The organism is Haloarcula terrestris (genome assembly GCF_031624315.1).
In the GTDB taxonomy this organism is placed as follows: domain Archaea; phylum Halobacteriota; class Halobacteria; order Halobacteriales; family Haloarculaceae; genus Haloarcula; species Haloarcula terrestris.
The window spans coordinates 252925-275873 of record NZ_JAMQOM010000001.1; the positions used below are offsets into that span (position 1 = coordinate 252925).

General features: G+C 66.7%; 26 protein-coding genes. 15 read left to right on the forward strand and 11 right to left on the reverse strand.

Annotation, left to right across the window (positions count from 1 at the left end; translation table 11 throughout):
• Window positions 1-42 precede the first annotated feature (42 nt).
• Together NDI54_RS01365 and NDI54_RS01370 are read left to right on the forward strand one after the other, a co-directional pair.
• On the forward strand, window positions 43-816 hold the full coding sequence (locus tag NDI54_RS01365; RefSeq protein WP_310894693.1) for a coenzyme F420-0:L-glutamate ligase: 774 nt from the start codon (window positions 43-45) through the stop codon (window positions 814-816).
• On the forward strand, window positions 803-1780 hold the full coding sequence (locus NDI54_RS01370) for a 5,10-methylenetetrahydromethanopterin reductase (RefSeq protein ID WP_310894694.1): 978 nt from the start codon (window positions 803-805) through the stop codon (window positions 1778-1780). The genes NDI54_RS01365 and NDI54_RS01370 overlap by 14 nt, the downstream gene beginning before the upstream one ends.
• Here NDI54_RS01370 and NDI54_RS01375 read toward each other — a convergent pair.
• Complete coding sequence (locus tag NDI54_RS01375; protein WP_310894695.1) at window positions 1737-1955, reverse strand: hypothetical protein; 219 nt, start codon at window positions 1953-1955, stop codon at window positions 1737-1739. The genes NDI54_RS01370 and NDI54_RS01375 overlap by 44 nt on opposite strands.
• A 107-nt stretch (window positions 1956-2062) precedes the next feature.
• Between NDI54_RS01375 and NDI54_RS01380 the strand changes: the two genes are divergently transcribed.
• The 8 genes from NDI54_RS01380 (at window position 2063) to NDI54_RS01415 (ending at window position 11284) form a co-directional block, all read left to right on the forward strand.
• Complete coding sequence (locus NDI54_RS01380; RefSeq protein ID WP_310894696.1) at window positions 2063-2746, forward strand: class I SAM-dependent methyltransferase; 684 nt, start codon at window positions 2063-2065, stop codon at window positions 2744-2746.
• 88 nt (window positions 2747-2834) lie between these two features.
• The gene (locus NDI54_RS01385) at window positions 2835-3140 is read left to right on the forward strand and encodes a DUF7573 domain-containing protein (RefSeq protein WP_310894697.1); all 306 of its coding nucleotides are present in this window, start codon (window positions 2835-2837) and stop codon (window positions 3138-3140) included.
• 194 nt (window positions 3141-3334) lie between these two features.
• A complete protein-coding gene (locus tag NDI54_RS01390) occupies window positions 3335-4294 on the forward strand; it encodes an AAA family ATPase (protein WP_310894698.1) in 960 nt (319 codons plus the stop codon).
• The gene (locus tag NDI54_RS01395) at window positions 4291-5265 is read left to right on the forward strand and encodes a DUF58 domain-containing protein (RefSeq protein WP_310894699.1); all 975 of its coding nucleotides are present in this window, start codon (window positions 4291-4293) and stop codon (window positions 5263-5265) included. Before NDI54_RS01390 ends, NDI54_RS01395 begins: the two co-directional genes overlap by 4 nt.
• On the forward strand, window positions 5262-7502 hold the full coding sequence (locus NDI54_RS01400) for a transglutaminase family protein (protein WP_310894700.1): 2241 nt from the start codon (window positions 5262-5264) through the stop codon (window positions 7500-7502). Before NDI54_RS01395 ends, NDI54_RS01400 begins: the two co-directional genes overlap by 4 nt.
• A gap of 44 nt (window positions 7503-7546) precedes the next feature.
• Entirely contained in the window at window positions 7547-7840 is a 294-nt protein-coding gene (gene yciH, locus NDI54_RS01405) for a stress response translation initiation inhibitor YciH (RefSeq protein WP_004516073.1), read from the forward strand.
• 227 nt (window positions 7841-8067) lie between these two features.
• The gene (locus tag NDI54_RS01410) at window positions 8068-10362 is read left to right on the forward strand and encodes a peptidase (RefSeq protein WP_310894701.1); all 2295 of its coding nucleotides are present in this window, start codon (window positions 8068-8070) and stop codon (window positions 10360-10362) included.
• 40 nt (window positions 10363-10402) lie between these two features.
• A complete protein-coding gene (locus NDI54_RS01415) occupies window positions 10403-11284 on the forward strand; it encodes a DMT family transporter (RefSeq protein WP_310894702.1) in 882 nt (293 codons plus the stop codon).
• Between the two features lie 5 nt (window positions 11285-11289).
• Here the strand turns inward: NDI54_RS01415 and NDI54_RS01420 are convergent, their stop codons facing one another.
• Window positions 11290-11454, reverse strand: coding sequence for a DUF7331 family protein (locus NDI54_RS01420; RefSeq protein ID WP_004590650.1), 165 nt, complete (start codon window positions 11452-11454; stop codon window positions 11290-11292).
• 149 nt (window positions 11455-11603) lie between these two features.
• Here NDI54_RS01420 and thiD point away from each other — a divergent pair, with 149 nt between their 5' ends.
• Window positions 11604-12962, forward strand: coding sequence for a bifunctional hydroxymethylpyrimidine kinase/phosphomethylpyrimidine kinase (gene thiD / locus NDI54_RS01425; RefSeq protein ID WP_310894703.1), 1359 nt, complete (start codon window positions 11604-11606; stop codon window positions 12960-12962).
• 71 nt (window positions 12963-13033) lie between these two features.
• Window positions 13034-13669 (forward strand): DsbA family oxidoreductase, encoded by a 636-nt coding sequence (locus NDI54_RS01430; RefSeq protein ID WP_310894704.1) that lies wholly within the window; start codon window positions 13034-13036, stop codon window positions 13667-13669.
• A 38-nt stretch (window positions 13670-13707) separates the two neighbouring features.
• Here the strand turns inward: NDI54_RS01430 and ddh are convergent, their stop codons facing one another.
• Both ddh and NDI54_RS01440 read right to left on the reverse strand, forming a co-directional pair.
• The gene (ddh, locus tag NDI54_RS01435; RefSeq protein WP_310894705.1) at window positions 13708-14634 is read right to left on the reverse strand and encodes a D-2-hydroxyacid dehydrogenase; all 927 of its coding nucleotides are present in this window, start codon (window positions 14632-14634) and stop codon (window positions 13708-13710) included.
• Window positions 14635-14694: 60 nt separating this feature from the next.
• Entirely contained in the window at window positions 14695-14871 is a 177-nt protein-coding gene (locus NDI54_RS01440; protein ID WP_310894706.1) for a hypothetical protein, read from the reverse strand.
• Between the two features lie 166 nt (window positions 14872-15037).
• Here NDI54_RS01440 and NDI54_RS01445 point away from each other — a divergent pair, with 166 nt between their 5' ends.
• Both NDI54_RS01445 and NDI54_RS01450 read left to right on the forward strand, forming a co-directional pair.
• On the forward strand, window positions 15038-16132 hold the full coding sequence (locus NDI54_RS01445; protein WP_310894707.1) for a sulfite exporter TauE/SafE family protein: 1095 nt from the start codon (window positions 15038-15040) through the stop codon (window positions 16130-16132).
• Window positions 16133-16134: 2 nt separating this feature from the next.
• Complete coding sequence (locus NDI54_RS01450; protein WP_310894708.1) at window positions 16135-16572, forward strand: universal stress protein; 438 nt, start codon at window positions 16135-16137, stop codon at window positions 16570-16572.
• A 17-nt stretch (window positions 16573-16589) separates the two neighbouring features.
• Here NDI54_RS01450 and NDI54_RS01455 read toward each other — a convergent pair whose 3' ends face one another.
• The 4 genes from NDI54_RS01455 to NDI54_RS01470 all read right to left on the reverse strand — a co-directional run bounded on the left by NDI54_RS01455 (window position 16590) and on the right by NDI54_RS01470 (window position 19010).
• Window positions 16590-17108: an HPP family protein gene (locus NDI54_RS01455; protein WP_310894709.1), complete on the reverse strand. Its 519-nt coding sequence runs from the start codon at window positions 17106-17108 to the stop codon at window positions 16590-16592.
• Between the two features lie 90 nt (window positions 17109-17198).
• Window positions 17199-17966, reverse strand: a complete 768-nt coding sequence (locus NDI54_RS01460) for a hypothetical protein (protein ID WP_310894710.1) — start codon at window positions 17964-17966, stop codon at window positions 17199-17201.
• Window positions 17967-18035: 69 nt separating this feature from the next.
• A complete protein-coding gene (locus tag NDI54_RS01465; protein ID WP_310894711.1) occupies window positions 18036-18374 on the reverse strand; it encodes a thioredoxin family protein in 339 nt (112 codons plus the stop codon).
• 75 nt (window positions 18375-18449) lie between these two features.
• Window positions 18450-19010 (reverse strand): sugar O-acetyltransferase, encoded by a 561-nt coding sequence (locus tag NDI54_RS01470; protein ID WP_310894712.1) that lies wholly within the window; start codon window positions 19008-19010, stop codon window positions 18450-18452.
• A 261-nt stretch (window positions 19011-19271) separates the two neighbouring features.
• Here NDI54_RS01470 and NDI54_RS01475 point away from each other — a divergent pair, with 261 nt between their 5' ends.
• Window positions 19272-21248, forward strand: coding sequence for a DUF460 domain-containing protein (locus tag NDI54_RS01475; RefSeq protein ID WP_310894713.1), 1977 nt, complete (start codon window positions 19272-19274; stop codon window positions 21246-21248).
• Between the two features lie 61 nt (window positions 21249-21309).
• Here NDI54_RS01475 and NDI54_RS01480 read toward each other — a convergent pair whose 3' ends face one another.
• From NDI54_RS01480 to NDI54_RS01490, 3 genes are read right to left on the reverse strand one after another with little or no spacing between them, the layout of a single operon-like run.
• Window positions 21310-21561 carry a DUF7470 family protein gene (locus tag NDI54_RS01480; protein WP_310894714.1) on the reverse strand — a complete coding sequence of 84 codons (252 nt, stop codon included), beginning with the start codon at window positions 21559-21561 and terminating at the stop codon, window positions 21310-21312.
• A 38-nt stretch (window positions 21562-21599) separates the two neighbouring features.
• On the reverse strand, window positions 21600-22010 hold the full coding sequence (locus tag NDI54_RS01485) for an SCP2 sterol-binding domain-containing protein (RefSeq protein ID WP_310894715.1): 411 nt from the start codon (window positions 22008-22010) through the stop codon (window positions 21600-21602).
• A gap of 46 nt (window positions 22011-22056) precedes the next feature.
• Window positions 22057-22947: a DMT family transporter gene (locus NDI54_RS01490; protein WP_310894716.1), complete on the reverse strand. Its 891-nt coding sequence runs from the start codon at window positions 22945-22947 to the stop codon at window positions 22057-22059.
• Window positions 22948-22949: the final 2 nt, after the last annotated feature.

The window sequence follows — 22949 nt, forward strand, 5'->3', positions numbered from 1 at the left end:
AGCGAACGCGGGTCTTTTTCCCGCAGGGTTCTCAGAGGCGGTATGGAAGTCTTCGCGGTCGAGGGGTTGCCCGAGGTCCGCCCCGGCGACGACGTGACCAAGTTGCTCGTCGAGCAGGCGGATCTCCGGGACGGTGACGTGGTCTGTGTCGCCAGCACCATCGTCTCCAAGGCCGACGGACGCGGGCGGTCGCTGTCGTCGTACGAGCCGAGCGAGCGCGCCGAGCGCATCGCGGCGACTATCGAGGACATCGCCGACGAGGAGAAGGACTCGCGGATGGCCCAAGCGATTCTCGACGAATGTGAGGAGGTGCTGGTCGAAGCCCCCTTCATCCTCGGCGTGACGCGCTTCGGCCACATCACGGTCAACGCGGGCATCGACCGCTCGAACGTTCCCGGCGCGGACCTCCTCTTGCTCCCCGAAGACCCGACTGCAGACGCCGAGGCGATCCGGGACGGCATCCGCGAACGGGCGGGCGTCGAGGTCAGTGTCATCGTCACCGACACGTCCGGTCGACCCTTCCGTCTCGGGCAGCGCGGCGTCGCGCTGGGCTGGGCCGGTCTCCCCGCCTCGCGTGACTGGCGGGGCGAACACGACCGCGACGGCCGCGAACTCGAAGCCACCGTCCAGGCCGTCGTCGACGAACTCGCCGCCGCAGCCAACCTCGTCACCGGCGAGGGCGACGGCGGAACGCCCGCCGCAGTCGTCCGCGACTTCGACTTCGGTGACCACGCAGGTAGCGACCAGCTGTACCGCGACGAGGAGAAAGACGTTGTCAGACAAGCACTCAGAGAGTGGTCTCATGTACGCGATTGAACTCACCCCGGAACACCCAGTCGCCCAGCTCGCCTCGTTTGCCGAACAGGCCGAATCAAACGGACTCGACGCCGTCTTCGCCAGCCACCACTACAACAACCGCGACCAGTTCATGGCGCTGTCGGCGATGGCCGAGCGGACCGACGACGTGGTGCTGGGCCCCGGCATCGCGAACCCCTACGAGACACACCCGGTGACGCTGGCCTCGCGGATGGCGACGCTGGCGGAGATGAGCGACGGACGCGCCGTCTTCGGCATCGGACCGGGCGATAAGTCGACGCTCAGCAACCTCGGCTTCGACCACGACGATGCGCTGCGTCGCGTGCTGGAGACGTTCAAAACCGCCCGCCAGCTCTGGGACGGCGAGCGTGTCGACCATGACGGCACGTTCGAGGCGGTCGACGCCGGGCTGAACTACGAGGTCGGCGAAATTCCGGTGTATGTCGGCGCACAGGGACCACACATGACCCGGATGGCGGCGAAACACGCCGACGGCGCGCTGTACAACGGCGCGCACCCGAGAGACCTCGCGTGGGCACGCGAACAAGTCGAGCAGATGGCCGACGAACGGCCCGAGGAGTACGGCGAGTTCGATCTCGCGGCCTACGCCAGCGTCTCAGTGGCCGAAGACCCCGCCGAAGCGCGAGAGGCCGCGCGGCCGCCGGTCGCATTCGTCGCCGCAGGGTCGCCGCCGCCGGTGCTGGACCGTCACGGCATCGACCACGACGCCGCCACCGACATCGGGCAGGCGATCTCGGCCGGCGAGTTCTCGGCGGCGTTCGAGGGCGTGACCGAGACAATGCTGGACGCGTTCTGTATCGCCGGCACGCCGGAGACGGTGGCCGAACGGACGGCGGCGTTAGAAGAGCACGCCGACAGCGTGGTGTTCGCGTCGCCGCTCGGCCCGGATATCGAGACGGCTATCGATTTGCTTGGGGCGGCCCTCGACCGCCGGAACCGCTGAACAGCGACAGCACGGCCCCCAGCGAGAGGTACCCGAAGAAAGCAACCGAGACGGTCGTGATGACGGCACCGACGGCAAGCATCAGCGCCGCCAGCGGGTCGTTCAGTGCAACATCGAGGAACCAGCCGGGCATATCGATGATGCTTCCGAGCAGTTCCGACAGGAGTCCTTGCATTACCTGAACGTTCGCGTGGCCCTACTTTGCGTTTGTGTTCCCGGCGCACAGTGTCTCACTGGCGCTGAACAGCGAGGGTTTTGGGCCTCCCGGCACTGGGACGAGATATGAGCGTTCGCGAGGAGTTCGACGAATGGGCGGCCGAAGGCAAAGACAGAGGGATGGAGGACCGGCACTGGCACACGGCCAAGCACGTCCTCGCCCGGATGCCGGTCGAGCCGGGCGACACGGTACTCGACCTCGGGACGGGCTCGGGCTACGCGCTCCGGGCGCTCCGAGACACCAACGACGCCGGCCCCTGCTACGGGCTCGACGGGTCGCCGGAGATGCTTCGGAACGCCCGCGAATACACGGACGACAACGGTATCGGCTTTCTGCGCGGCGACTTCGACGCGCTGCCGTTTGCGACCGACAGCATCGACCACGTGTTCTCGATGGAGGCGTTCTACTACGCCAGCGACCCACCACAGACGCTTGAGGAGATCGCGCGAGTGTTGCGACCGGGTGGGACCGCCCACATCGCAGTGAACTACTACGAGGAGAACGTCCACTCCCACGACTGGCAGGAGTTCATCGACATCGAGATGACCCGCTGGAGCGCCCCGGAGTACCGCGCGGCGTTCCGCGAAGCCGGCCTGGCCGTGGCATCACAGGACACGATCCCCGACCGCGAGGTGGAGATCCCGCCGGCGGATGCGTTCCCCACGGACGAGTTCGAGACTCGCGAGGCGATGGTCGAACGCTACCGCGAACTGGGGACGCTGCTGACCGTCGGCGTCGCCACCGAATAGCGGTCGGTTGGCGGATCAGCACCATCCTGGACAGAAATCACCGGAACGACCGATAGGGTATTTGTGGCCGCAGCCGAAACCAGGGTGTATGGTCGAAGACGCCTCGCTGGATGACTTTCTCGACGCTGGCGACGAGAGCGAGGACGAGAGGGACGGCGGTAGTTCTGCGGAAGACGAAACTGCGGAGCCGGGGCGCGAACCCGCTGGCTCCGAAGCTTCGGCTGACGGGGTCAAACCCGCTGGCTCCGAGGCCTCGACCGAAACCGTTGAGCCGGCCGTGACGACCTACGCGTGGTCGCCTGAGGGAGCGGCCTGTGCCGAGTGTGGCGAGGTCGTCGAGCGGCGGTGGACACAGGACGGCATCCTCGTCTGTGGGGCCTGCAAGCGCTGGTGAACCCCGCTACTGGCCGTGAAGCGGATGTGTGTGGGACTCACGCATCCACAGAGTTACATGCGCTCACGCCGTAGAGACGGCCACAGTCGAACGGCCCGGAGCATGTGGCGAGCCACACAAGACACTTACTGGTCGACAGGGCAACCTATCCAACCAACCCCCGTTCCGAGGCGTCGTCCCACGAGCGCACGACTATGACAGACACCGATACAACACACAGTCAGCAGTCGGATAGCCCCCTCCGCGACGCCACACGCGTCGCAAACAAGGTAATCGAGAACGTCGAACAAGTCATCGTCGGGCAACACGACGCCATCGAACACATCGTGACGGCGGTGCTCGGCCGCGGCCACATCCTGCTTGAGGACGTTCCCGGCGTCGGCAAGACGATGCTGGCCCGCTCCGTCGCGGCTTCCTTCGACGGCGAATTCAAGCGCGTCCAGTTCACGCCGGACCTGCTGCCGACCGACGTGACCGGCGTCAATATCTACAACCAGAAGACCCAGGAGTTCGAGTTCCGGCCCGGCCCCATCTTCGCCAACGTCGTCCTCGGCGACGAGATCAACCGTGCCCCGCCGAAAACGCAGTCGGCCCTGCTGGAAGCGATGGAGGAGGGACAGGTGTCCGTCGACGGGACCACACACCCCGTCCCACAGCCGTTTACCGTCATCGCCACGCAGAACACGGTCGAGCAGAACCGGGCCTACGACCTGCCGATGGCCGAACTCGACCGGTTCATGACGAAGCTCCACCTGGGCTATCCGAACGAGGCGGCGGAGACGGAGATGCTGGGTGACGTGGTGGGCCACCATCCCATCGAGGAACTCTCGTCGGTCGCCACCCTCGAAGCGCTCTCCGCGGCCCGGGAGACAGTGGCCGACGTGACCGTCGAGGAACCGATCCGGTCGTACGCGACCCGACTGGCGCGGTACACGCGGGAGAACGCACAACTCGGCGTCAGTCCCCGGGGGAGCATCTCGCTGCTGCGAGCGGCGCAGGCCCGGGCGGTCCTCGACGGGCGCAGCTACGTCATCCCCGACGACATCCAGACGGAAGCGCCGGTCGTCCTCCCGCATCGCATCCGCACCGAGAGCAGCGAGCAGGACGCCCGGGCGCTCGTCGCGGAGGCACTCGATACCGTCTACGTCGAATGAGACCGACACGCCGCGGTTTCGCCGTCCTCGCCGTCGCCGTCACCGCTCTGCTTATCAGTGCCAGGTTCGGTCAGCCCGGGCTCACCGCCGTCGCCGGCCCGCTGCTGGTGGGCGTGGTCGCCGCCGCCGTCCAGATCCGCTGGAGCGGCGCGCCGACCGTCGAACGGGGCCGGCTCCGCCGTGGCTTTCCGGGCGAAACGAAGTCTGTGGAGTTCCGCGTCGACGGCAGCGGCATCGCAACGGTCACCGACCGGCTCTCCGCTGGATTAGAAGGGGAGACGACCGTCACAAAGTCCCTGCCAGCCACGGTGACCTACCAGGTCACCTACACGGCCCGGGGTGAGCAACAGGCCGGCCCCGTCGAGGTGACAGTGACTGACGCGCTGGGGCTCGTCGAAGAGAGCTACACGATTGTCAGCAGAACCGACGTGCTGGTGTATCCGCCCGTCTACCGGCTGGGCGGCACGGATGCGTTCGCGCGGACGTTCACGCCGGAGAGCGAGGACCGGCAGTCGTTCGACCGGCTGCGGGAGTACGTCAGCGGCGACTCACTGCGTGATGTCCACTGGAAATCCAGCGCCAAGCGCGAGGACTTGCTGGTCAAGGAGTTCACCGACACCCGGAGCGACAGGAGCCTCCTCGTCGCCGCGGAGGCCGAACGGGGCCACGCCGACGAAATGGCCGCAGCGGCGGCGACTATCGCGATGGCCGCACTGGAGAGCGGCCTCGCGGTCGAACTCGCCGTCCCGAACGGCGCGGTCGACCAGGGGTACGGCGACACCCACCGGACGCGGCTGCTCGAACTGCTTGCCCGGGCCGACGCGGGCCGGACCAACCGCGTGGACGAGGCCGACGTGGTCGTCACAGCCACCGGCGACGGCGTCACGGTGGCGGTCGACGGTCGCCGCCGGTCCTTCACAGACGTGACCGCCAGCCGGGACAACCCAATCGCGGGCGAGGTGAGCGGATGAGCGCCGCCGTCGCGAAACGGGTTCGCCATCGGCTCCCCTGGAGCGGGTCCCGGATACTGGCGCTACTTGCGGTGGCACTGGCCATCGGCGCGCCGCTGCGGACGATGTTCTACCTCAGCGACGTGGTCGGCGACCCGACGCTGTTCCTGGTGCTCGTCGCGCTCTCCGTCGTCGGCGCGACGCTGCTGGCCCGCGTCCTCAGGCCGACGCTCGCGGTCGCGGTCGGCACGGTGCTGTTCGCCGGTGGGCTCGGCGCGTACATACTGAGCCTCTCGACGGACCCCGCGATAACGGAACTGCTGGCCGACACCGCCGCCTTACTGACCGGGCGGTCGCTGCTCCAGATCGCCAAGGTCAGGCTGTGGGTGCTGGCGTTCGCGCCGGCTCCGGTGTTTCTGACATGGTATTTCGCCCTGCGGCGCTGGTACGTGACTGCGACGGTGACGGCCGGCACGGCGCTCGCGTTTTTCGCCCTGACGACCGACGCCGGCGTGGTGACGACGCTGCTCGGCGTGGTCGGCATCGCGGCGACAATCGGCTTCGGGACGCTCGATACGCTGTCGGCCGACGAGCCCGAAGACCTGACGAAACGGCCCGGAGCGATGACCGGTAGCGACGAGACGGCACCACCGGATGACGACAGCGAGGGCATCGACACCGGTCGGCGCGCCGTCCTCGAACAACTGGCGGCGATAATCGTCGTGCCGGCGGCGCTGTCACAGGTACCGATTACCCGCGACACCTCGCTGTCGTACGACGACGGTTCAGAGGGGCAGACCGTCGAGGGAAGCCTCTTCGACGCGGGAGAGGCTATCTCAGTGCTCGGGAGCATCTCGCTGACCCCCGAGATACGCTACACAGTCGAGAGTGAGGAACCACGCTACTGGCGGGTCGCCTCCTACGACCGCTACACCGGCGACGGCTGGGTACGGACGGGCAACCCCCGCCCGTACGACGACCAGCGCCTCGACAGCCCGCCGGGCGAGACCCGGACACTCCGACAGGAGTTCCAGGCCGAATCGACCATCGGCACCGTGCCAGCGGCCTGGAAACCCGTCCGCTACTCGGGGACCCCGTCGGTGTCAGTCGCCAGCGAGGGCGGGTTCCAGCCCGACGGCACGCTGTCGACGGGCGACAGCTACGAGGTCAGGAGCGAACTGCTCGTGGCGACGCCGGACAGGCTGCGCGAGGCCGGCACCGACTACGACGACCTGGCCGCCGATCTATACACCCAGCTCCCCGACAGCACGCCGAGCCGCGTCGCAGAGCGAACGTCGATCCTCACCGGGAACGCGGAAAACCCCTACGAGACGGCGCTGGTCGTCGAGCGGTGGCTGCAGGAGAACAAGGGCTACTCGCTTGAAGTCGACCGGCCGGATTTCAACGTCGCCGACGCCTTCCTCTTCGAGATGGACGAGGGGTACTGCGTCTACTTCGCGACGACGATGGTAGCGATGCTACGGACCCAGGGAATCCCGGCGCGCATGACAGTCGGCTACACGTCCGGCCAGCGAATCGAGGAGAACCGGTGGGTTGTTCGCGGCCTCAACTCCCACGCGTGGGTCGAGGTGTACTTCCCCGGCCAGGGCTGGATCCAGTTCGACCCGACGCCGTCCGGGCCGCGCGAGGCGGTCAGACAGCAGCGGATCGAGGACGCGAGTTCGGACGGGTCGGCCCCTACCGTCGGCGACGGTATCCCGGTAGAGGAGTACACGCCGGCACCGACGCCGACGCCCGCGCCGCTGACCGAGACCAACGGCACCGAAACCGAACCGACGGCGACACCGACACCGACCGAAGCCGACACGACGGCCGGCACACCAGCAGGTCGGGGGACGGGCGAGGGTGGCGAGATCGGCCCAGGACTGCCGGAACTCCCGTCGCGCGAGGAGCTGGCGCTCGGGGTCGTGGCGCTGCTCGGCATCGCGGCGGGCGCTCGCCGCTCCGGCGTCAGCGAGCGCGCCTACCGAGCGGTGTGGCTGCGCTACCAGCGCCGTGTGGACCCCGAGACCGACGTTGAGCGGGCGTTCCAGCGGGCCATGTACGTTTGTGCGGAAGAACATCGGAGCCGCGAAGGCGGCGAGACAGTGCGGGCGTATCTCGACGATATCGGGGCCGACGACCGGGTCCACCGGCTGGCGACGCTACGGGAACGGCTCCGGTACGGGGGCGAAATCGACGAGGCGATCGCGGACGAGGCCGTCGAAATCGCCGATGCGATCGTCGCCGACCGGTAGGCCCCGACAGTGTTTAATAGGTCGTGTTCGTAGGCGCGATTGTAATGTCGGAAGTCTGCTCGACGTGCGGGCTGCCTGAGGAGCTCTGCGTCTGCGAGGACGTTGCTAAGGAGTCCCAGGAGATTAACATCCGCATCGACGAGCGCCGTTACGGGAAGGAGGTAACGATTATCGAGGGATTCGACCCGAAAGACGTCGACATGGACTCACTGTCCTCGGACCTCAAATCGAAGTTCGCCTGCGGTGGCACAGTCGAGGACGGGCAGATAGAGCTCCAGGGCAATCACACGGGCCGCGTCGAGGATTTCCTCCGCGACAAGGGTTTCAACGTCGCCTGAACTCCTGACTGCCAACGGTTCTCGTGAGAGCGGCGTGGCAAGCGACTGCTGTGTCCGGCTCGCGACGTACTGCTTTCGCGGGAACCCGAATTGCTCGGTCCCGAACCAGCGTTTTTGCCGTTGTGAGAAATTCCGAGCGTCCCCGGCCGAAATCAGTATTGTGCCGTGGTAGCAACCGGCACGATTGGCGGTCAACTATTTCAACCATGCAGCGGTAACTGTTCGCAATGTTCGTTTTACCCCGGTGGGTGGTGGCCGTGGGACTCGCGGTGCTTCTCCTCGGTGGGGGACTCACAGCCCCGGTGGCGGCGGCGGCACCCCCCGGAGGTGGCGTCCAAGCGGTAACGACCGGATTGGGCGATACGGATTGCGTGCGGGCCGACGGCGTGAGCCAGCGGGAAAGTGCACCGACAGTCGGAGTGAACCAGGCACAGCCGGCGGCTGCCACATCCAACGGTCCGGCAGTCCGGACGGGGAGCGCCGACACGGACCGACGCCGGCCACGGGAACGGGGCGGTGACACGTCCGGATCGGTCGGTATACCAGCGGCTAGCATGGAGCGGGGGGGAGCCACGTCGGGTGCGACACAAGCCGACGACGGCGATGTCATTCGGCAGACACAGACCTACGAACGCGTGCCGGCGGAACCGGGCGAGGTGGCGGTGACACTGGCCTACGAGATCCCGGATCGGGTCGTCAATCTCGAAGCACACGTCCCGGCAGAGGCGACGGTGACCGGGACGGACGGGTTCGAGCGTGTCAACGCGTCCGTCTACGAGTGGGACGAGACAGCGGACCCGGCGACGATACGCTACCGCATCAACCCGAACCAGACAATCGACAAGAGCGGGCCAGAGGGTGCCGAGGGCCGGTACATCAGCGTCGATACGGGCGAGTGGGCACTGCTCACCCGGTCACGGACGCCGACACGCTGGAGCTACATTGGGCAGGACGCGGTCGGGTTCAATCGGACGGTCGAGACGGCAGGACCCGGAGCGGCAGGCGAGGAGATCGTGTATCTCGGCGAGGTGGCGATCTTCGAGGAGACGACCCACAATCAGACGTTCACGCTGGTCGTCCCGGAGCGGACGACGATGACGGCCTCGCCGATTGCGGTCCTCGACTCCATGACGAACGCCTCGAACGCGCTCCGCGTGGGCGACCGCGACGAGCAGGTGTTCGTCGTCGCGGCACCGTCCAGGGCCGTCGACTGGGGCGTTGAGGGCTACCAGATCGGCGATGCGGACATGTGGGTCCAGTCCCGGCAGACACTCGATACTGCCAACAACGTCTGGCTCCACGAGTACGTCCACAGCCGGCAGGCCTACAAGACGACGCGGGAGACGCGGTGGACGATTGAGGGGTGGGCAACGTACTACGCCGCCGTCCTGACGCTGGAACAGGACCGGATCGGATTCGACGAGTTCCGGAACCATCTCGCGGCGGGCGAACAGCCGATCTACAGCAGCGTGGCGCTGGCGGACCCATCGAGTTGGACGAACACCGCGAACTACAAGAAAGGGGCACTGGTCGCCGGACGAACCGATGTCCATATCCGCGCAGCCACCGACCGCAACCGGACGCTCCAGACCGTGTTCCAGTCGCTGAACGGCTATCGCGAGCCGGTCACACAGGCGCAGTTCCTCACAGAAGTCGAGACCGTCGGCGGGGCGACCGTTCGAAACACGGCCGCAACGGAGACGGAAACGACCGCGACGGTGACGGTGTGGAACGAGACCAGACACCGGCAGCTGTTCGGCGCAATCCCCGCCAGAATCGGGTACAGCCTCCCGCCGGTCGAGCGAAGCGACGCCTACCGCGCGGACAGCGTCTACCGGTCGAACGCATCGGTGGGCGGACGCAGTCCGATTCGACTGGCGACCAACGAGACGCTCGCGATTGACACCGTCGTCGAGAACGCCGGCAGTGAATCGGGGGCGTACAACGTGACACTCGCGGTCAACGGCAGCGTCGTCGCGGCGAAACAGGGCCAGATCGAGGCGGGGGCACGGACCGATGTTGCGTTGCGGCACACGTTCGTCGACCCCGGCCGGTACGTGGTCGGCGTGGACGGCGACGCCGTCACTGTGGTCGTGTCGGAGCCGGCAGCGGCCACGGTGACCGACATCGCAGCCAGCCCGCGCGAGGTCAGACAGGGAGGCAGGGTCGCCGTGACCGCTACCGTCGCCAACGACAACGACATCCCCGGAGCGACGACAGTGGAGTTCCGCCGCGACGATGTCGTGTTCGCCCAGGAACGGGTGCATCTCCCGCCACAGGCGACAACGACGGTCACACGGACAGTCACCCTCGATGACCCCGGGACGGTGTCGGTGTCAGTAGGCGACGGAACGACAGCGACGACGGCCGACGTGACTGTCTCGACCGAACGGACGCCGACACCCACGGAGACGACAACGGAGACACGGACCACGGCCAGGGAGGGCGACGGCTTCACCGCCCTCACGGCCGGCCTCGCGGTACTGCTTGCGGCCCTGGTCGCCAGACGGCGGACGCAGTGATGCGAAGACGAAAGGAACAGTTATTGGGGTCGGCCGGCGGTTGTCAACCGTGAACGTCGGAATCGCGTACGCCGTCCTGTCCGCGCTGGTGTTCGGGGTGTACCTGTTCATCATGAAGCGGTGGTTTACCGACTATCCATCGCCGGTGTTCCTGCTGCTTACGTACCTCCTCGTGCCCGTCGTGTACCTCCCGGTTATTTTCGTCAGCGGCGAACCCGTCATCCCGGCGACGAACCGCGTCAAGATCCTCGCGTCGGTGCTCGCCGTGACGGGACTGACGGCAATCGGACTGCTCACTCTCTTTCGAGCGATCCGCATCGGCGAAGTTTCCTACGTCTCCCCGATCAGCAAAATCGTTCCCGTGTTCGTGTTGCCGCTCGAAGTCGGCCTGCTGGGCCAGCACCTCTCGCCGCTGCAGGTCGGGGGCGTCGTCGTCGCGACCACAGCCGTCTACGTCGCCAACTGGCAGGGGACTGCGTTACTGGCCCCGCTGGAACGGGCCTGGCAGTCCCGGCCCGCCCAGCTGGCGCTGCTGTCGGCCGCGACGTTCGCGTTCGTCGACGTGGGCAAGCGAGTCCTGATGCAGGAGCTGTCCATCGAGCCGACGACGTACATCCCGGTGATGGCCGTCGGCGTCGCCGCGCTGATGTCGCCGCTCGCGTTCCGGTACCAGGTCCCGTCAGGATGGCGGGCGGACCTCCCGAAGTTCGTCGTCGCGGCGATGTTCGTCGCCTACGCGAACCACATCGTGCTGTTGTCCTTCCAGTTGCTCCCGGCGAGTATCGTCTCGCCCATCGTCAACGGGCAGGCTATCGTCGCTGTCATCCTGGGGGCTGTGCTCCTCGATGAGTCACATTTCCAGGCCAGACTGGCTGCTGCCGCGCTCGCTATCGTCGGAATCGCGATGATATCGGTCGGGTAGAAAAGTCAGGCCGATTTTCGTTCCGAGGAGCAGCCCACCTGTACCGCATAGCTTGACTGGAGCCATGCGGTCGGGTTCTCCGTGTCGTAGACGACGACATCGCCGCCGCCGGTAGTGAAGCTGCCGTACTGCTCGTCGGAATCGGTAGTATCGCGCGACGCTGGTTCCATTGTGGTACGGGGTCACATCCGGCACAGCGATACATAAGCGTTTCTCAAATGTAATATAGCGTATTATTAGCATACTAGGATTCTGGCGGAGAATATAATCCAGCTGGGAGATCAGCACCGATTTGTGGCCGCCGGTGGAGCCATCGGATATGACACGAGCGGACGCCCCAGTGACGCCGCCAGTCGTGCTGACCATCGCCGGTAGCGACTCCGGCGGCGGGGCTGGTATTCAGGCCGATCTCAAGACAATCGAAGCCTGTGGCGGCTTCGGGACCAGCGCGATCACGAGCATCACGGCACAGAACACCACTGGCGTACAGAGCCAGCACCTGCTCCCCATCGAGGAGATCGAAGCCCAGATCGAGGCAGTTACCGAGGATTTCGACGTGGCCGCGGTCAAGACGGGGATGCTCGCAACGAGCGAGGTCATCGAGCTGGTCGTCGACCACGCCGCCGAACTGTCGAATCTCGTCGTCGACCCGGTGATGGTAGCGGCGTCGGGCGACCGCCTGCTGGCCGCCGAGGCGGAGGACGCCTACAGGTCCCTCATCGCCGAAGCGACGGTGGTCACGCCCAACGCCGACGAGGCTGCCGTCCTGACCGACCGCGACATCGACGATCCCGAGGCCGCGGAACGGGCGGGACGGGACCTCGTCGAGATGGGGGCCGATAGCGCGCTCGTGAAGGGGGGCCACGTCCCGGGTGACGCCGTGGTCGACACCCTCGTGACCGACGACGATGTGACGACGTTTCGCCACGACCGCATCGACACGGAGGCCACGCACGGCTCCGGCTGTACGCTCTCCTCGGCCATCGCGACGCGGCTGGCTCAGGACGACGACCTGCCGACGGCGGTCGGGAGCGGGATCGACCTGCTTGCGAGCGCGGTCCGGTACAACCTCGACGTGGGCGAGGGACCCGGCGCGGTCCATCACCTCGTCCAGACGCGCAACGATGCCGCGCGGCGGTCGACGATCGAGGCCGTCGAGCGGGCGGTGTCGGCGTTCGTCGATGCGGACGTGTCGGTGCTGGTTCCCGACCGGGGGATGACCGTCGCTGGCGCGACGCCCTACGCGGAGACGCCGGACTCGGTCGCCGCCGTCGAGGGCCGCATCGCCCGGACGATGGACGGCGTCCGGCCGAACCGCGGCGTCCGATTCGGCGCGTCGACGGCGGTGGCTCGTGCCCTGCTGGCCGCCCGGGAATATGACCCGGAAATCCGGTTCGCCGTCGACTGCCGGCTGACCGGCGCTGTCGAAGACGCGCTGGCGTCGCTGGACGGCGCTGTCGCCTCGTACGACCCCGGCGAGCGGCCGGATGCCGTTTCCGACGACGCCACGGCCCGATGGGGCGTCGACCGGGCGTTCGGGACCAGCGAGGAAACGCCCGTCGCCGTGGTCGGCCGCGAAGGCGTGGGTGTGAGCGGGTGTGTGCTGCTACTCGCGGCGACCGCCGACGACCTCATCTCGCGTGTCGAGACTGTCCACGGGGCCGTCGACGAGGCGTAACGAACCGGTCGTGCGCGGACCCGGCACAGACGGTGGCTGCGTTTAACCGCGAGCAACGCATATCCGGGCGTATGAGTGAGACACAGTCGAACGAGCGGATCACGGTCTTCTCGGACTACGTCTGCCCGTTCTGCTATCTCGGACGCGAATCGCTGCGGCAGTACCAGTCGACGCGCGAGGGCGAACTGGAGATCGACTGGCAGCCCTTCGACCTCCGGAGCGGGAAGCGCAACCCCGACGGCTCCATCGACCACTCCGTCGACGACGGCAAGGACGAGGACTACTACGAGCAGGCCAAGCAGAGCGTGCGACGGCTCCAGGAGCAGTACGGCGTCGAGATGGACCTGGACATCGCCACCGACATCGACTCGCTGCCCGCCCAGATCGCCTCCTACTACGTCAAGGAGCACTACGACTACGAGACGTGGCTGGACTTCGACGTGTCCATCTTCGAGGCGCTGTGGCAGGACGGCGCGGACATCGGCGACGAAGACCTGCTGGTCGACCTGGCGACCGATGCGGGCGTCGACGGTGAGGAAATCCGGTCGGCGCTCGCGGACGACACCCTCCGGTCGGAGGTCCGCGAGAAGTTCACGGCTGCCCAGCGACAGGGCATCACCGGCGTTCCGACGTTCGCCTACGACGGCCACGCCGCCCGCGGCGCAGTCCCCCCAGAACAGCTAGAACGGCTAGTCGAAGGTTCCTGAGCGGCGCAAGCGACGCGGCCCCGCTGAGGCAGCCACCCTTATGCGACGCGGTTCCGAAGCGACTCGCCGCGGTCGATCCGGTCGAGATTCTCCCGAACGAGGGCCGCGATGTCCTCGTGATACTGGTTCGTGAACGCGGCGACGTGTGGCGTCACGATGACCGACTCGTGGTCCCAGAGCGGATGGGCTTCCGGTAGCGGTTCCTCCCAGTGAGCGTCGAGGGCCGCCCCCGCAATCGCGTCGTCATCCAGTGCAGCCAGCAGCGCGTCTTCGACGACGACGGGTCCGCGAGCGACGTTGACGAGGTAGCTGTCATCCCGCATTTCGTCGAGGAGCGCGGCGTCGACCATGCCTTCGGTCTCCTCGGTAAGCGGACAGCACAGCACGACGAAACGCGCGTCGGCGACGGCGGCGTCCAGTTCATCGGGCGTGTAGACACGCTCAACGTTCTCGGCAGGGTCGCCGGAGCGGCGGACGCCGACGACTTCCAGCCCCAGCGCAGCAGCCCGGTCGGCGACACCCTGACCGATGGTGCCCAGGCCGACCACGCACACCTGCTCGCCGGTCAGCGTGAACGGTTCGTTGTAGGGCTCTTGCGTCCAGTCGCCGTCGCGCTGTCGGTCCCGATAGACGTGGAGGCGGCGCGCGAACGCCGTCAGGTAGCCGACGACGGTTTCGGGGACGGTGTCGCCGTGGATACCGGTGCTGTTCGTCAGCGCCGTCCCGGCGGCCTCGTAGGCGGCCACGTCGAACTCGTCGTAGCCCGCGCGGATGCCGTGAACCCAGGCGGCGTCCAGAAACGCGTCCCGCGGGGAGAACGTGACGACGCAGTCACTGGCATCGAAGGTCTCGTCGTCGCCGACCGCTTCGACGGGCACGCCGAACCCCTGTAGCGCGGCGACCATCGCTTCCAGCGGACAGGCTTGTGCGACCGAGTCGTGGACAGCGATTCTGTCGATATCCATACGCATCGCTGGCGTAGCGGTCGTATATCTGTTTCCCGGAACGTCACGAGGTATCGCTGATTAGTCCCGGCGACTGGCGAGTGCGTCGACGCGCATCTCGATGTATCGGCGGGACCACCGCTTCGAGAACCGACGCAGGGCTCCAAAGAGCCCGTCCGTGTCCGCGGCGTCGGCAGGAACGTCTTCATCGTAACTCGACCGGCCGCCCGACTCCATTGGTCCCTCAGGGAAACTCATAACGGTACATGTTACCACGGGCTATGAAATAAATATTAGGGATATTAGGCCACCGGAGACATCGTGCGTTTGTGGGTGTTTCAGCAAAGAAATACAATTATTTGTAACATCGATACAGACAACAAGGGATTTAAGCGATAGTTCACAATTCTGGGTTCACGCGTCAATGACCACGTCGTCACCGTCCAGTCGACTCCAGAAGGGGTTTCTCAAGTACCAGCACGTCTTCGTCTTCCTAGCACCGTTACTGTTCGTCGTCGGTGTGTACACGGCCGCACCGACGCCGGCGGACGCGGGAAGCGGCTACTGGTTCGAGTACTGGTGGCTCTGTATCGCCTTCGTCATCGGGGCAACCATCGTCAACACGGTCGGGATCAGCGGGTCAGCGCTGTTCGTCCCGTTTCTCATTTTCATCTTCCCGCTCATCGCCGGGAAGACGCTGACCCCGGAAACACTGGTGAAAGTCGGCCTCATCAGCGAGTCGTTCGGCCTCTCCAGTTCGGCACTCGCGTTCATCCAGTACGGACTCGTCGACCGGCGGCTCGCACTGAGTCTCGTCCTCGGGAGCGTGCCCTTCGTCATCGCCGGCGCACTGCTCTCGTTTGTCATCCCGGAGCCGCTGTTTCACGCGCTCCTCGGCATCGCACTGCTGGCGGCGTCATACCTGCTGTTCAAGGCCGACCTCGGCCACGAGGAGCCGGGTGAGGCAGGCGACAGCGACCCGGAGGTGTCGGCCGATGGGGGCGACGCAACACTTCCCGACGACGACAACAAGCTCGGCCCGGCCGGCGTCGAAACGGCCGACAACGGAACGGTTACGCGCGTCGACCGCGACGGCAACGACTACGGCTACACGCGCGGGGGCTATCTCGAGCGCTTTGCGAACTACAGCATCGGCGGTGTCTTCCAGGGTCTGGCCGGGTTCGGTGTCGGCGAACTGGGCATCATCTCGATGCTTCGGACGGAGGTCCCAGTCAGGGTTGCCATCGGCACAAACCACATCGTCGTGGCACTGACGGCTGTCCTCGCCTCGCTGGTCCACGTCTTCGGCGGCGGCCTCGTTCCGGGCGCACACTCCATCAACCTCGCGTCGACGCCGTGGAACATGGTCGTCTGGACCGTGCCCGCGACCGTCACCGGCGGCCAGATTGCGCCGTACGTCTCGACCGCGCTAGACACCGGGACCATCAAGAAGTTCGTCGGCGGGCTGTTCGCAGTCATCGCCGGCGCGCTGTTCCTGATGGCGACGGGTGGGCTGTAACGATGTACGACACGATTCTCCTCCCGACCGACGGCAGCGACGGCATCGGTGCGGCCGCGAGACACGCCGGAACGATTGCGGACAGGTTCGACGCGACGGTTCACGTGCTCTCGGTCGTCGACACACGGAACCGGTTCGAGAGCCCGTCGAGCGGCCTGTCGGCCGATGCGTGGATCGAGGCAGAGCGCGAGCGTGTCGAAGCGGCCATCGAAGCGACTGTCGCCGAGTTACCCGACGGCGTTGCGGTCGAGACCACGCGGCGAGAGGGCGTCCCGAAGACGGAAATCGTCGACGCCGTCACGGATATTCCGGCGGACCTCGTCGTGATGGGGACCCACGGCCGGACCGGGCTGGATCACTACCTCATCGGGAGCGTCGCGGAGACGGTTGTCCGCGAATCACCAGTGCCGACGCTGACCGTCCAGCTGTCGGACGAGTAAAACGGCGTGTGACCGCATCAGCCGTCGACGGGGTCTGTCCGGGACAGATCTGTTGCTTGGTGGTAGGCGGACAGCACGAGCGCGTGGAACGCGACGAGGACGCCCACACCGGCCACAATGGTGGCGACCTGGGGCGGCGTCGAGAGCAGCCCCAGCGAGACGATGAGCGTCGTCGCACAGGCCGGTGCGTGTACCGTATCGGTGGCGATCATCCCCCAGCTCGTCACGATAATCGAGAGCGTCGCGCTCGCGACCAGGCGGAGCCCGGCCATCGAGAACGCGGTCGGGTCCGCGACCAGCGAGACACCGCTTGCGAGCAGGCTGTACGCGACCAGTCCCGCGATAGCGCCGATAAGATGGCTCACGACGACGCTGACCAGCCCCGTCCGGTCGCGGTCTCGCTGGAACGCGAGGATGAACGCTGAGGGACCGAGACTCGGGAAGATAAACGGCTGGCCGGTCGCCCACGCGAGCACGCCGAGGACGACAAACAGCACGCCGGCGTACAGGCTCGTCCCGACCCGGTGTCGTCGCATTGCTCCCGGTAGGAAACTGGATGGATAAGACAGTCACGATACAGCAGAGCGACACTGTGGTCCCGGGGAGCGACGGAGTCGGGACGCCGTTCAGACCGTCGAGGTCGGCGTGTCGGCCTCGTTCGGGGCCGAAGGCGGTACGCCGTCGCTCTCGCGGAGTTGCTCGAACGCGACCGCGATAACTGCAGTGCTGTACAGCGACACCAGCGTCTGGAGGACGACGGTCGGCAACTGCGCGGCCGACTGCGAGAGCGCCAGCATGCCGACGAGTCCGACGATGCCACCGAGGAACCCGGCGGCAACGACGACGATGAGCAACAAGCCAAACAGCGTCAGCCGGTCGCCCTCAGTGAGTCGGTAGCTCTGCTTGAGTGCGGCGACGAAGTTCCGGTCGTCGACGATAATGTACGGCGTCATGAAGATGAACGCGACGTACGCGAAGATGCCGGGGATGAGTAGCAAGATCGACCCGATGAGCACGAGCAGGCCGTAGACGATCCCGCCGACGAACACGTTCACCATCGCCAGCGGGACGTTTCGGGTGAACGCGCCGCCGGGGAAACTGTCGCGCGCTCCGGCGACGAACGTCCGGAAGCTGACGATAGTGAGATACAGCGAGACCACGGTGCCGACGGCGATACCGGCACCCGCAACGGAGAGCGAGATGTCGAGGGTCAGCGGCAGGGCTGCGGTGGCATCACCGAAACCCAGCCTGGTGAGGGTTATCGCCGTGATCGTGTTAAACAGTGCTTGCAAGCCGATCATCAGGGCGAGAAACGCCGCGAGTAGTATCGCGCCGGTACGACTGAACAGTCGGTACCCCGCCGCTTCGAGGGCGGAGCCGATTTGGAGGGCCATCAGCGACCCTTCGACGAGGGGGGTCAAAAACGTTGTCTCGGGCTGATAATTCAACCCGCTCATGCGGCCCTATTCCGGCTGATCCTCGACGAATTCGATCAACTCCTCGGCGGGTACGAACCCGTCGGCACGGCGGTCACGCACCTGCCCGTCGCTAAACAGCAGGAACGTCGGGACGCTCCGGACATCGAACGCTTCGACGGCGTCGAGGTCGGTCTTCGGATTGAACACGACTACCGCGGCGTCGGTGGCTTTCGCGGCGATATCGAGTATCGGCTCCATCGACTTGCAGATCGTACAGCCGGTCGTCCGGACCATCACCAGCACGCGGTCGGCCGTCGCCAGCACGTCGTCGAGTTCCGCTCGCGTCTCGACCGTCCGAACGCGGTTTTCGGTCGTGGTGTCCATACAGGCGGTACGCGCTACGGGGCGAAGAACCCCGCGACGGGCGCTGTTGTTTGCCACGGCTGCGGTGCAGGCCACTCACTCCTCGATTTCCCGCACGACCGAGGCGGGGTTCCCCTGGACGACGACGCCTGCCGGCACGTCGTCGGTGACGACCGCACCGGACCCGACGACAGCGTTGTCGCCGACGGTGACGCCGGGGTTGATGACCACCTGCCCGCCGACCCAGACGTTGTCGCCGACGGTCACCGGCTCCCCGTACTCGACGCCGCTGCGTCGTTCCGCCGGGTCCAGCGGGTGGGTCGCAGTGTAGATGTGGACGCCCGGCCCGAGCAGGCAGTCGTCGCCGATGTCGACCCGACACACGTCCAGCACGACACAATCGAAGTTCGCGTAAAAGCCGTCGCCGACGTGGATGTTGTCGCCGTAGTCACACCGGAAGGGCGGTTCGACGTGGCAGTCCGCGCCGACCGAGCCGAACAGGTCCTCGATGAGCGCCCGTCTGGTGTCGGCCGCTGCTGGGTCGGTCTGATTGTACTCACGGGTGAGTTCGTTCGCCCGCTCGCGGGCGGCGACGAGTTCCGGGTCGCTCGCGTCGTAGCGCTCGCCAGCGAGCATCTTCTCCCGTTCAGACGCCATGGCGACCGGCCTCCGGGGTGTCGCTCGCGGCGTTGCGAGGTGTCATCATAGTGGTCTGTCGGAGCGCCCCGACAAGAGAGATGTGGGTCAGCAATCCCGAACCAGAAAGCCCCACCGCAAGCCAGTCGGACACTCCATGCTGGGTGGGACTGAAAGGGTTGGGGGCTTTCTGGCTGTTCGGAGTCTCCATAGCGTAACCAAACCAGTCCCATCCTGCGAGCCCGGAACGGATTTATAATCGCGCGTCGCCTATCGTGGTCCGTGAACCGCACGGCAGCGCTCGACGCGGTCGTCTTCGGGGTCGACATCCAGAGCGGCGACGTGCGCGGTGATGCGCCGTCGTACGCGCTGGTGGTCTTCGACGGGGAATCAGTCGAGCGAGACGTGGTCTCGCGGCGAAAGCTCCGCCGGCGCATCGAGGACGAGACGCCGGCCATCGTCGCGACGGACAATATGTACGAACTCGCCGAGGACAAGGACGCCCTGATTCACGTCCTCGGGTCGCTCCCCGACGAGACGAAACTGGTGCAGGTGACCGGCGATGAGCGGCCGGAACCGCTCTCTCGGGTCGCCAAGCGCCACGGCGTCCCCTACGGCAAGGACCCGATGGAGGAGGCCGAGGCCGCGGCCAGGTTGGCCGCCGCCAACGTCGGCCAGGAGGTATCCGCGTTTACGGACACGACAGAAGTGAAGGTCTCGCGGGGCCGCTCGACCGGAAAAGGCGGCTGGTCCGAGGACCGCTACACGCGGCGCATTCACGGCGCGGTCCGGAAGCGAGCGCGCGAGATCGAGTCCGAACTGGACGACGCCGGCCTGGAGTACGAGCGGGACGTGACCGAGAAGTACGGCGGCTTCTCCAACGCCGTGTTCCAGGTCTCGGCCCGACCACAGGACATTCCGGTGTCGAGGGCGCGGTCGGGCGACACGCGCGTCGAAATCGAGCGCCAGCGACGGGACGGCATCGAGTTCAAGCCGCTGGCGAAGCGCCGCGACCACGTCGTCGTCGGCGTCGACCCCGGAACGACGACGGCCGTCGCCATCGTCTCCCTGGACGGCACTGTCCTGGACGTGTATTCTTCCCGCACCGACGACGCCGCCGCGACGACGGAGTGGATCATCGAGCGCGGGCGGCCCGTCGTCGTCGCTGCCGACGTGACGCCGATGCCGGAAACTGTCGAGAAGCTCCGGCGCTCCTTTAGCGCGGCGGGCTGGGAACCCGACACGGACCTCCCGGTCGACGAGAAGAAACACCGGACCCGCGAGGAATCCTACGACAACGACCACGAGCGGGACGCGATGGCCGCCGCCCTCTATGCCTTCGACCACCACGCCGACCAGTTCGAGCGCGTCGCGGGCAAGGTGCCGCCACAGCACGACGTGGGGCAGGTCATCGACCGCGTCGTCGCCGGCGAGGAGAGCGTCGAGACGGTGCTACGTGACCTCGAAGACGACGACGGCGAAGACGAGGAGACGACGGCCCACGAACCGCGGGAACTCACCGACGATGAGAAAGAGATCAAGCGGCTGAACGCCCGCATCGAGCGGCTCGAATCACACGTCGACGACCTCAAAGAGACGATCAAGCGCAAGGACGACCAGCTTTCCGAGAAGGACAAACAGCTGGAGAAGGCCCGCAGCGAGGGCCGGCGCGAAGTCCGAAAGGACCGCGAGGTGACCCGACTCCAGCGGCGCAACGAGGCCCTCGAACGGAAGGTCGAAGAGGAACAGGAGAAGCGCGAGGGCCTGGCCGACAAGCTCGACCGGCTGAAGGCGCTGTGGAAGCTCGACCACTCGAACTTCGCCGACGTGTCGGAGAAGCAGGCGGGGCTGACCCCGGTCAAGGTGGTCGAGCAATTCACCAAAGACGCCATCGCCGACGCCGACGAGCGCTTTGGCCTCGTTGAGGACGACATCGTCATGTTCCGGGACGCCTCGGGCGCGGGCCGGTCGACCGCCCAGCAGCTGGCCGACATCGATCCCAAGATCGTCCTTCGGAACGGCAATCTCTCCGACGTGGCCGATCAGGTGCTGTTCGAGAACGACATCCCCGTCGCGCCGGCGGAGATGGTCACTGTCCAGGAAGTGGACGAATTGGCCGTCGCCCGCGAAGGCGAAATCGAGGCCGCAATCGAGGACTGGGAGGAGCGGGCCGCCGACCGCCGGAAGGAACAGAACGCCGAGATGGTCGACCAGATCATCAGCGAACACCGGGCAGACCGGCCGACGAGCGAGAACTGACCGGCGGGCGGGCCGCCGTCAGTGGTTCGCGTTCTCCCGAAAATAGAACCGTGAACGGGCGTCAGGGCATTTCGCCGCCGCCCATACCGCCACCGCCCATGCCGCCACCGCCACCCATACCGCCCATGCCACCGCCGCCGAGGCCGAACGCGCCCAGTAGCGTCGTGACGAGACCGTAGACGACCAATCCGAGGCCGCCGACGACGAGCGCGATACCGACGGCAACAATTGGAGCCTGCCACGCGACCAGACCGATGCCGGCGAGCAACACGACGATGCCGGCGATACCAACCGCGCCGAGTTTGTCGATCATATCCGTGTAGGCCAAGCGGGCGGACAAAAGCCCGTCGGTCAGTACTCGAACTCGGTGTCGACGTTCTGTGCCGCGGCGACCATCTCGGCGATGGTGTCCTGTCGGCGAAGCAGCCGCATCGTGTCGCCCTCAACGTCGAAGGTTCCGTCCATCGCCGCGGCGGAGATATCCAGATCGCCCTGCAGCATCGTGACCCAGTCGCTGTAGGGGCCGCGGAACGCGAAGTCGTACTCGGGGTCCGCGACCGTCCCGGCGGCGGTACAGATGCCGTCCTCGATGACGACGGCGACCTGTATCGGCTCGCCGGTGTAGGTGTCGTCGGCGCGGATCTCGAAGCAGAACGCGGCGGTGAAGCCGTCGGCGGTGTCAGCGAACGCGGCGCGCTCGTTGATCCGGTCGCGCCACGCGGCGGCCCAGTCGTCGGCCTCGGTCGGCAGCGTCACAGTCATTGGCAGGCGATATGCGAGGGGGGCTTTTCTGTGTTGTCCTCCGGCCCTACGCCCGGGCTCGGCCGACGACCACCACGGCGGCGAGCAACAGGCCGCCCCCGACCAGAAACCAAGGACCGACCCGCTCACCGAGCAGGGCCGCGCCGAGCGCGGTCCCGACCAGCGGCTGGGCGACGAACAGCACCGACACGGTGCCGGCATCGACGTACTCCAGGCCCTTGTACCAGAGGTACCACGCCGCCGCGGTGGCGAACACGCCGAGATACACGACTGCGGCGAGAACCGCGGGGTCCGTCGGCAGCGAACTGAGCGAGCGGCCAAGCAGCCACAGTTCGCCCGCCGACAGGACCGCGAGCATCGGCGTCGCCGTGACGGTCGCGTAGGTCGCGGTCTCCAGGGCCGAGAACCGTGCCACGAGCGGTTTGCCCCAGACGGTGTAGGCGGCCCACGCGACACCAGCGCCGAGCAGCGCGAGGACGCCCGCCGGATCGAGACTCCCGTTGAGGCCGTTGTCGACGACGACGAGCACCGTGCCAGCGATTGCGAGGCAGACACCGGTGGCCTTCGCACGAGTGAGTTGTTCGTCGATGACGACGGCGGCCAGCAGGAGCGCAGCGACCGGCGTTGCGACGGTAAGGAGCGACCCCTGGCTGGCGGTCGTCAGGTCGGTCCCGACGAACTGCGTGACGATAGTCGCGGTCACCAGCGCGCCGAGCCCGACGAACCTGCGCCAGTCGGTCCGGGTCGGCGAACGGGTCGCGGCGGTAGATTTGACGACGGCGACCAGCACCGCCGCGCCGAGGACGACGCGGAGAAACCCCAGCGTGACGGGCGGAATCGCCCCGAAGCCCCACTTGCTAACGACGTACATCCCGCCCCAGAGGACCGCGGCCAGGAGCGGCGCGAGCACGCCGAACAGTCGGTCCAGCCGACTCATCG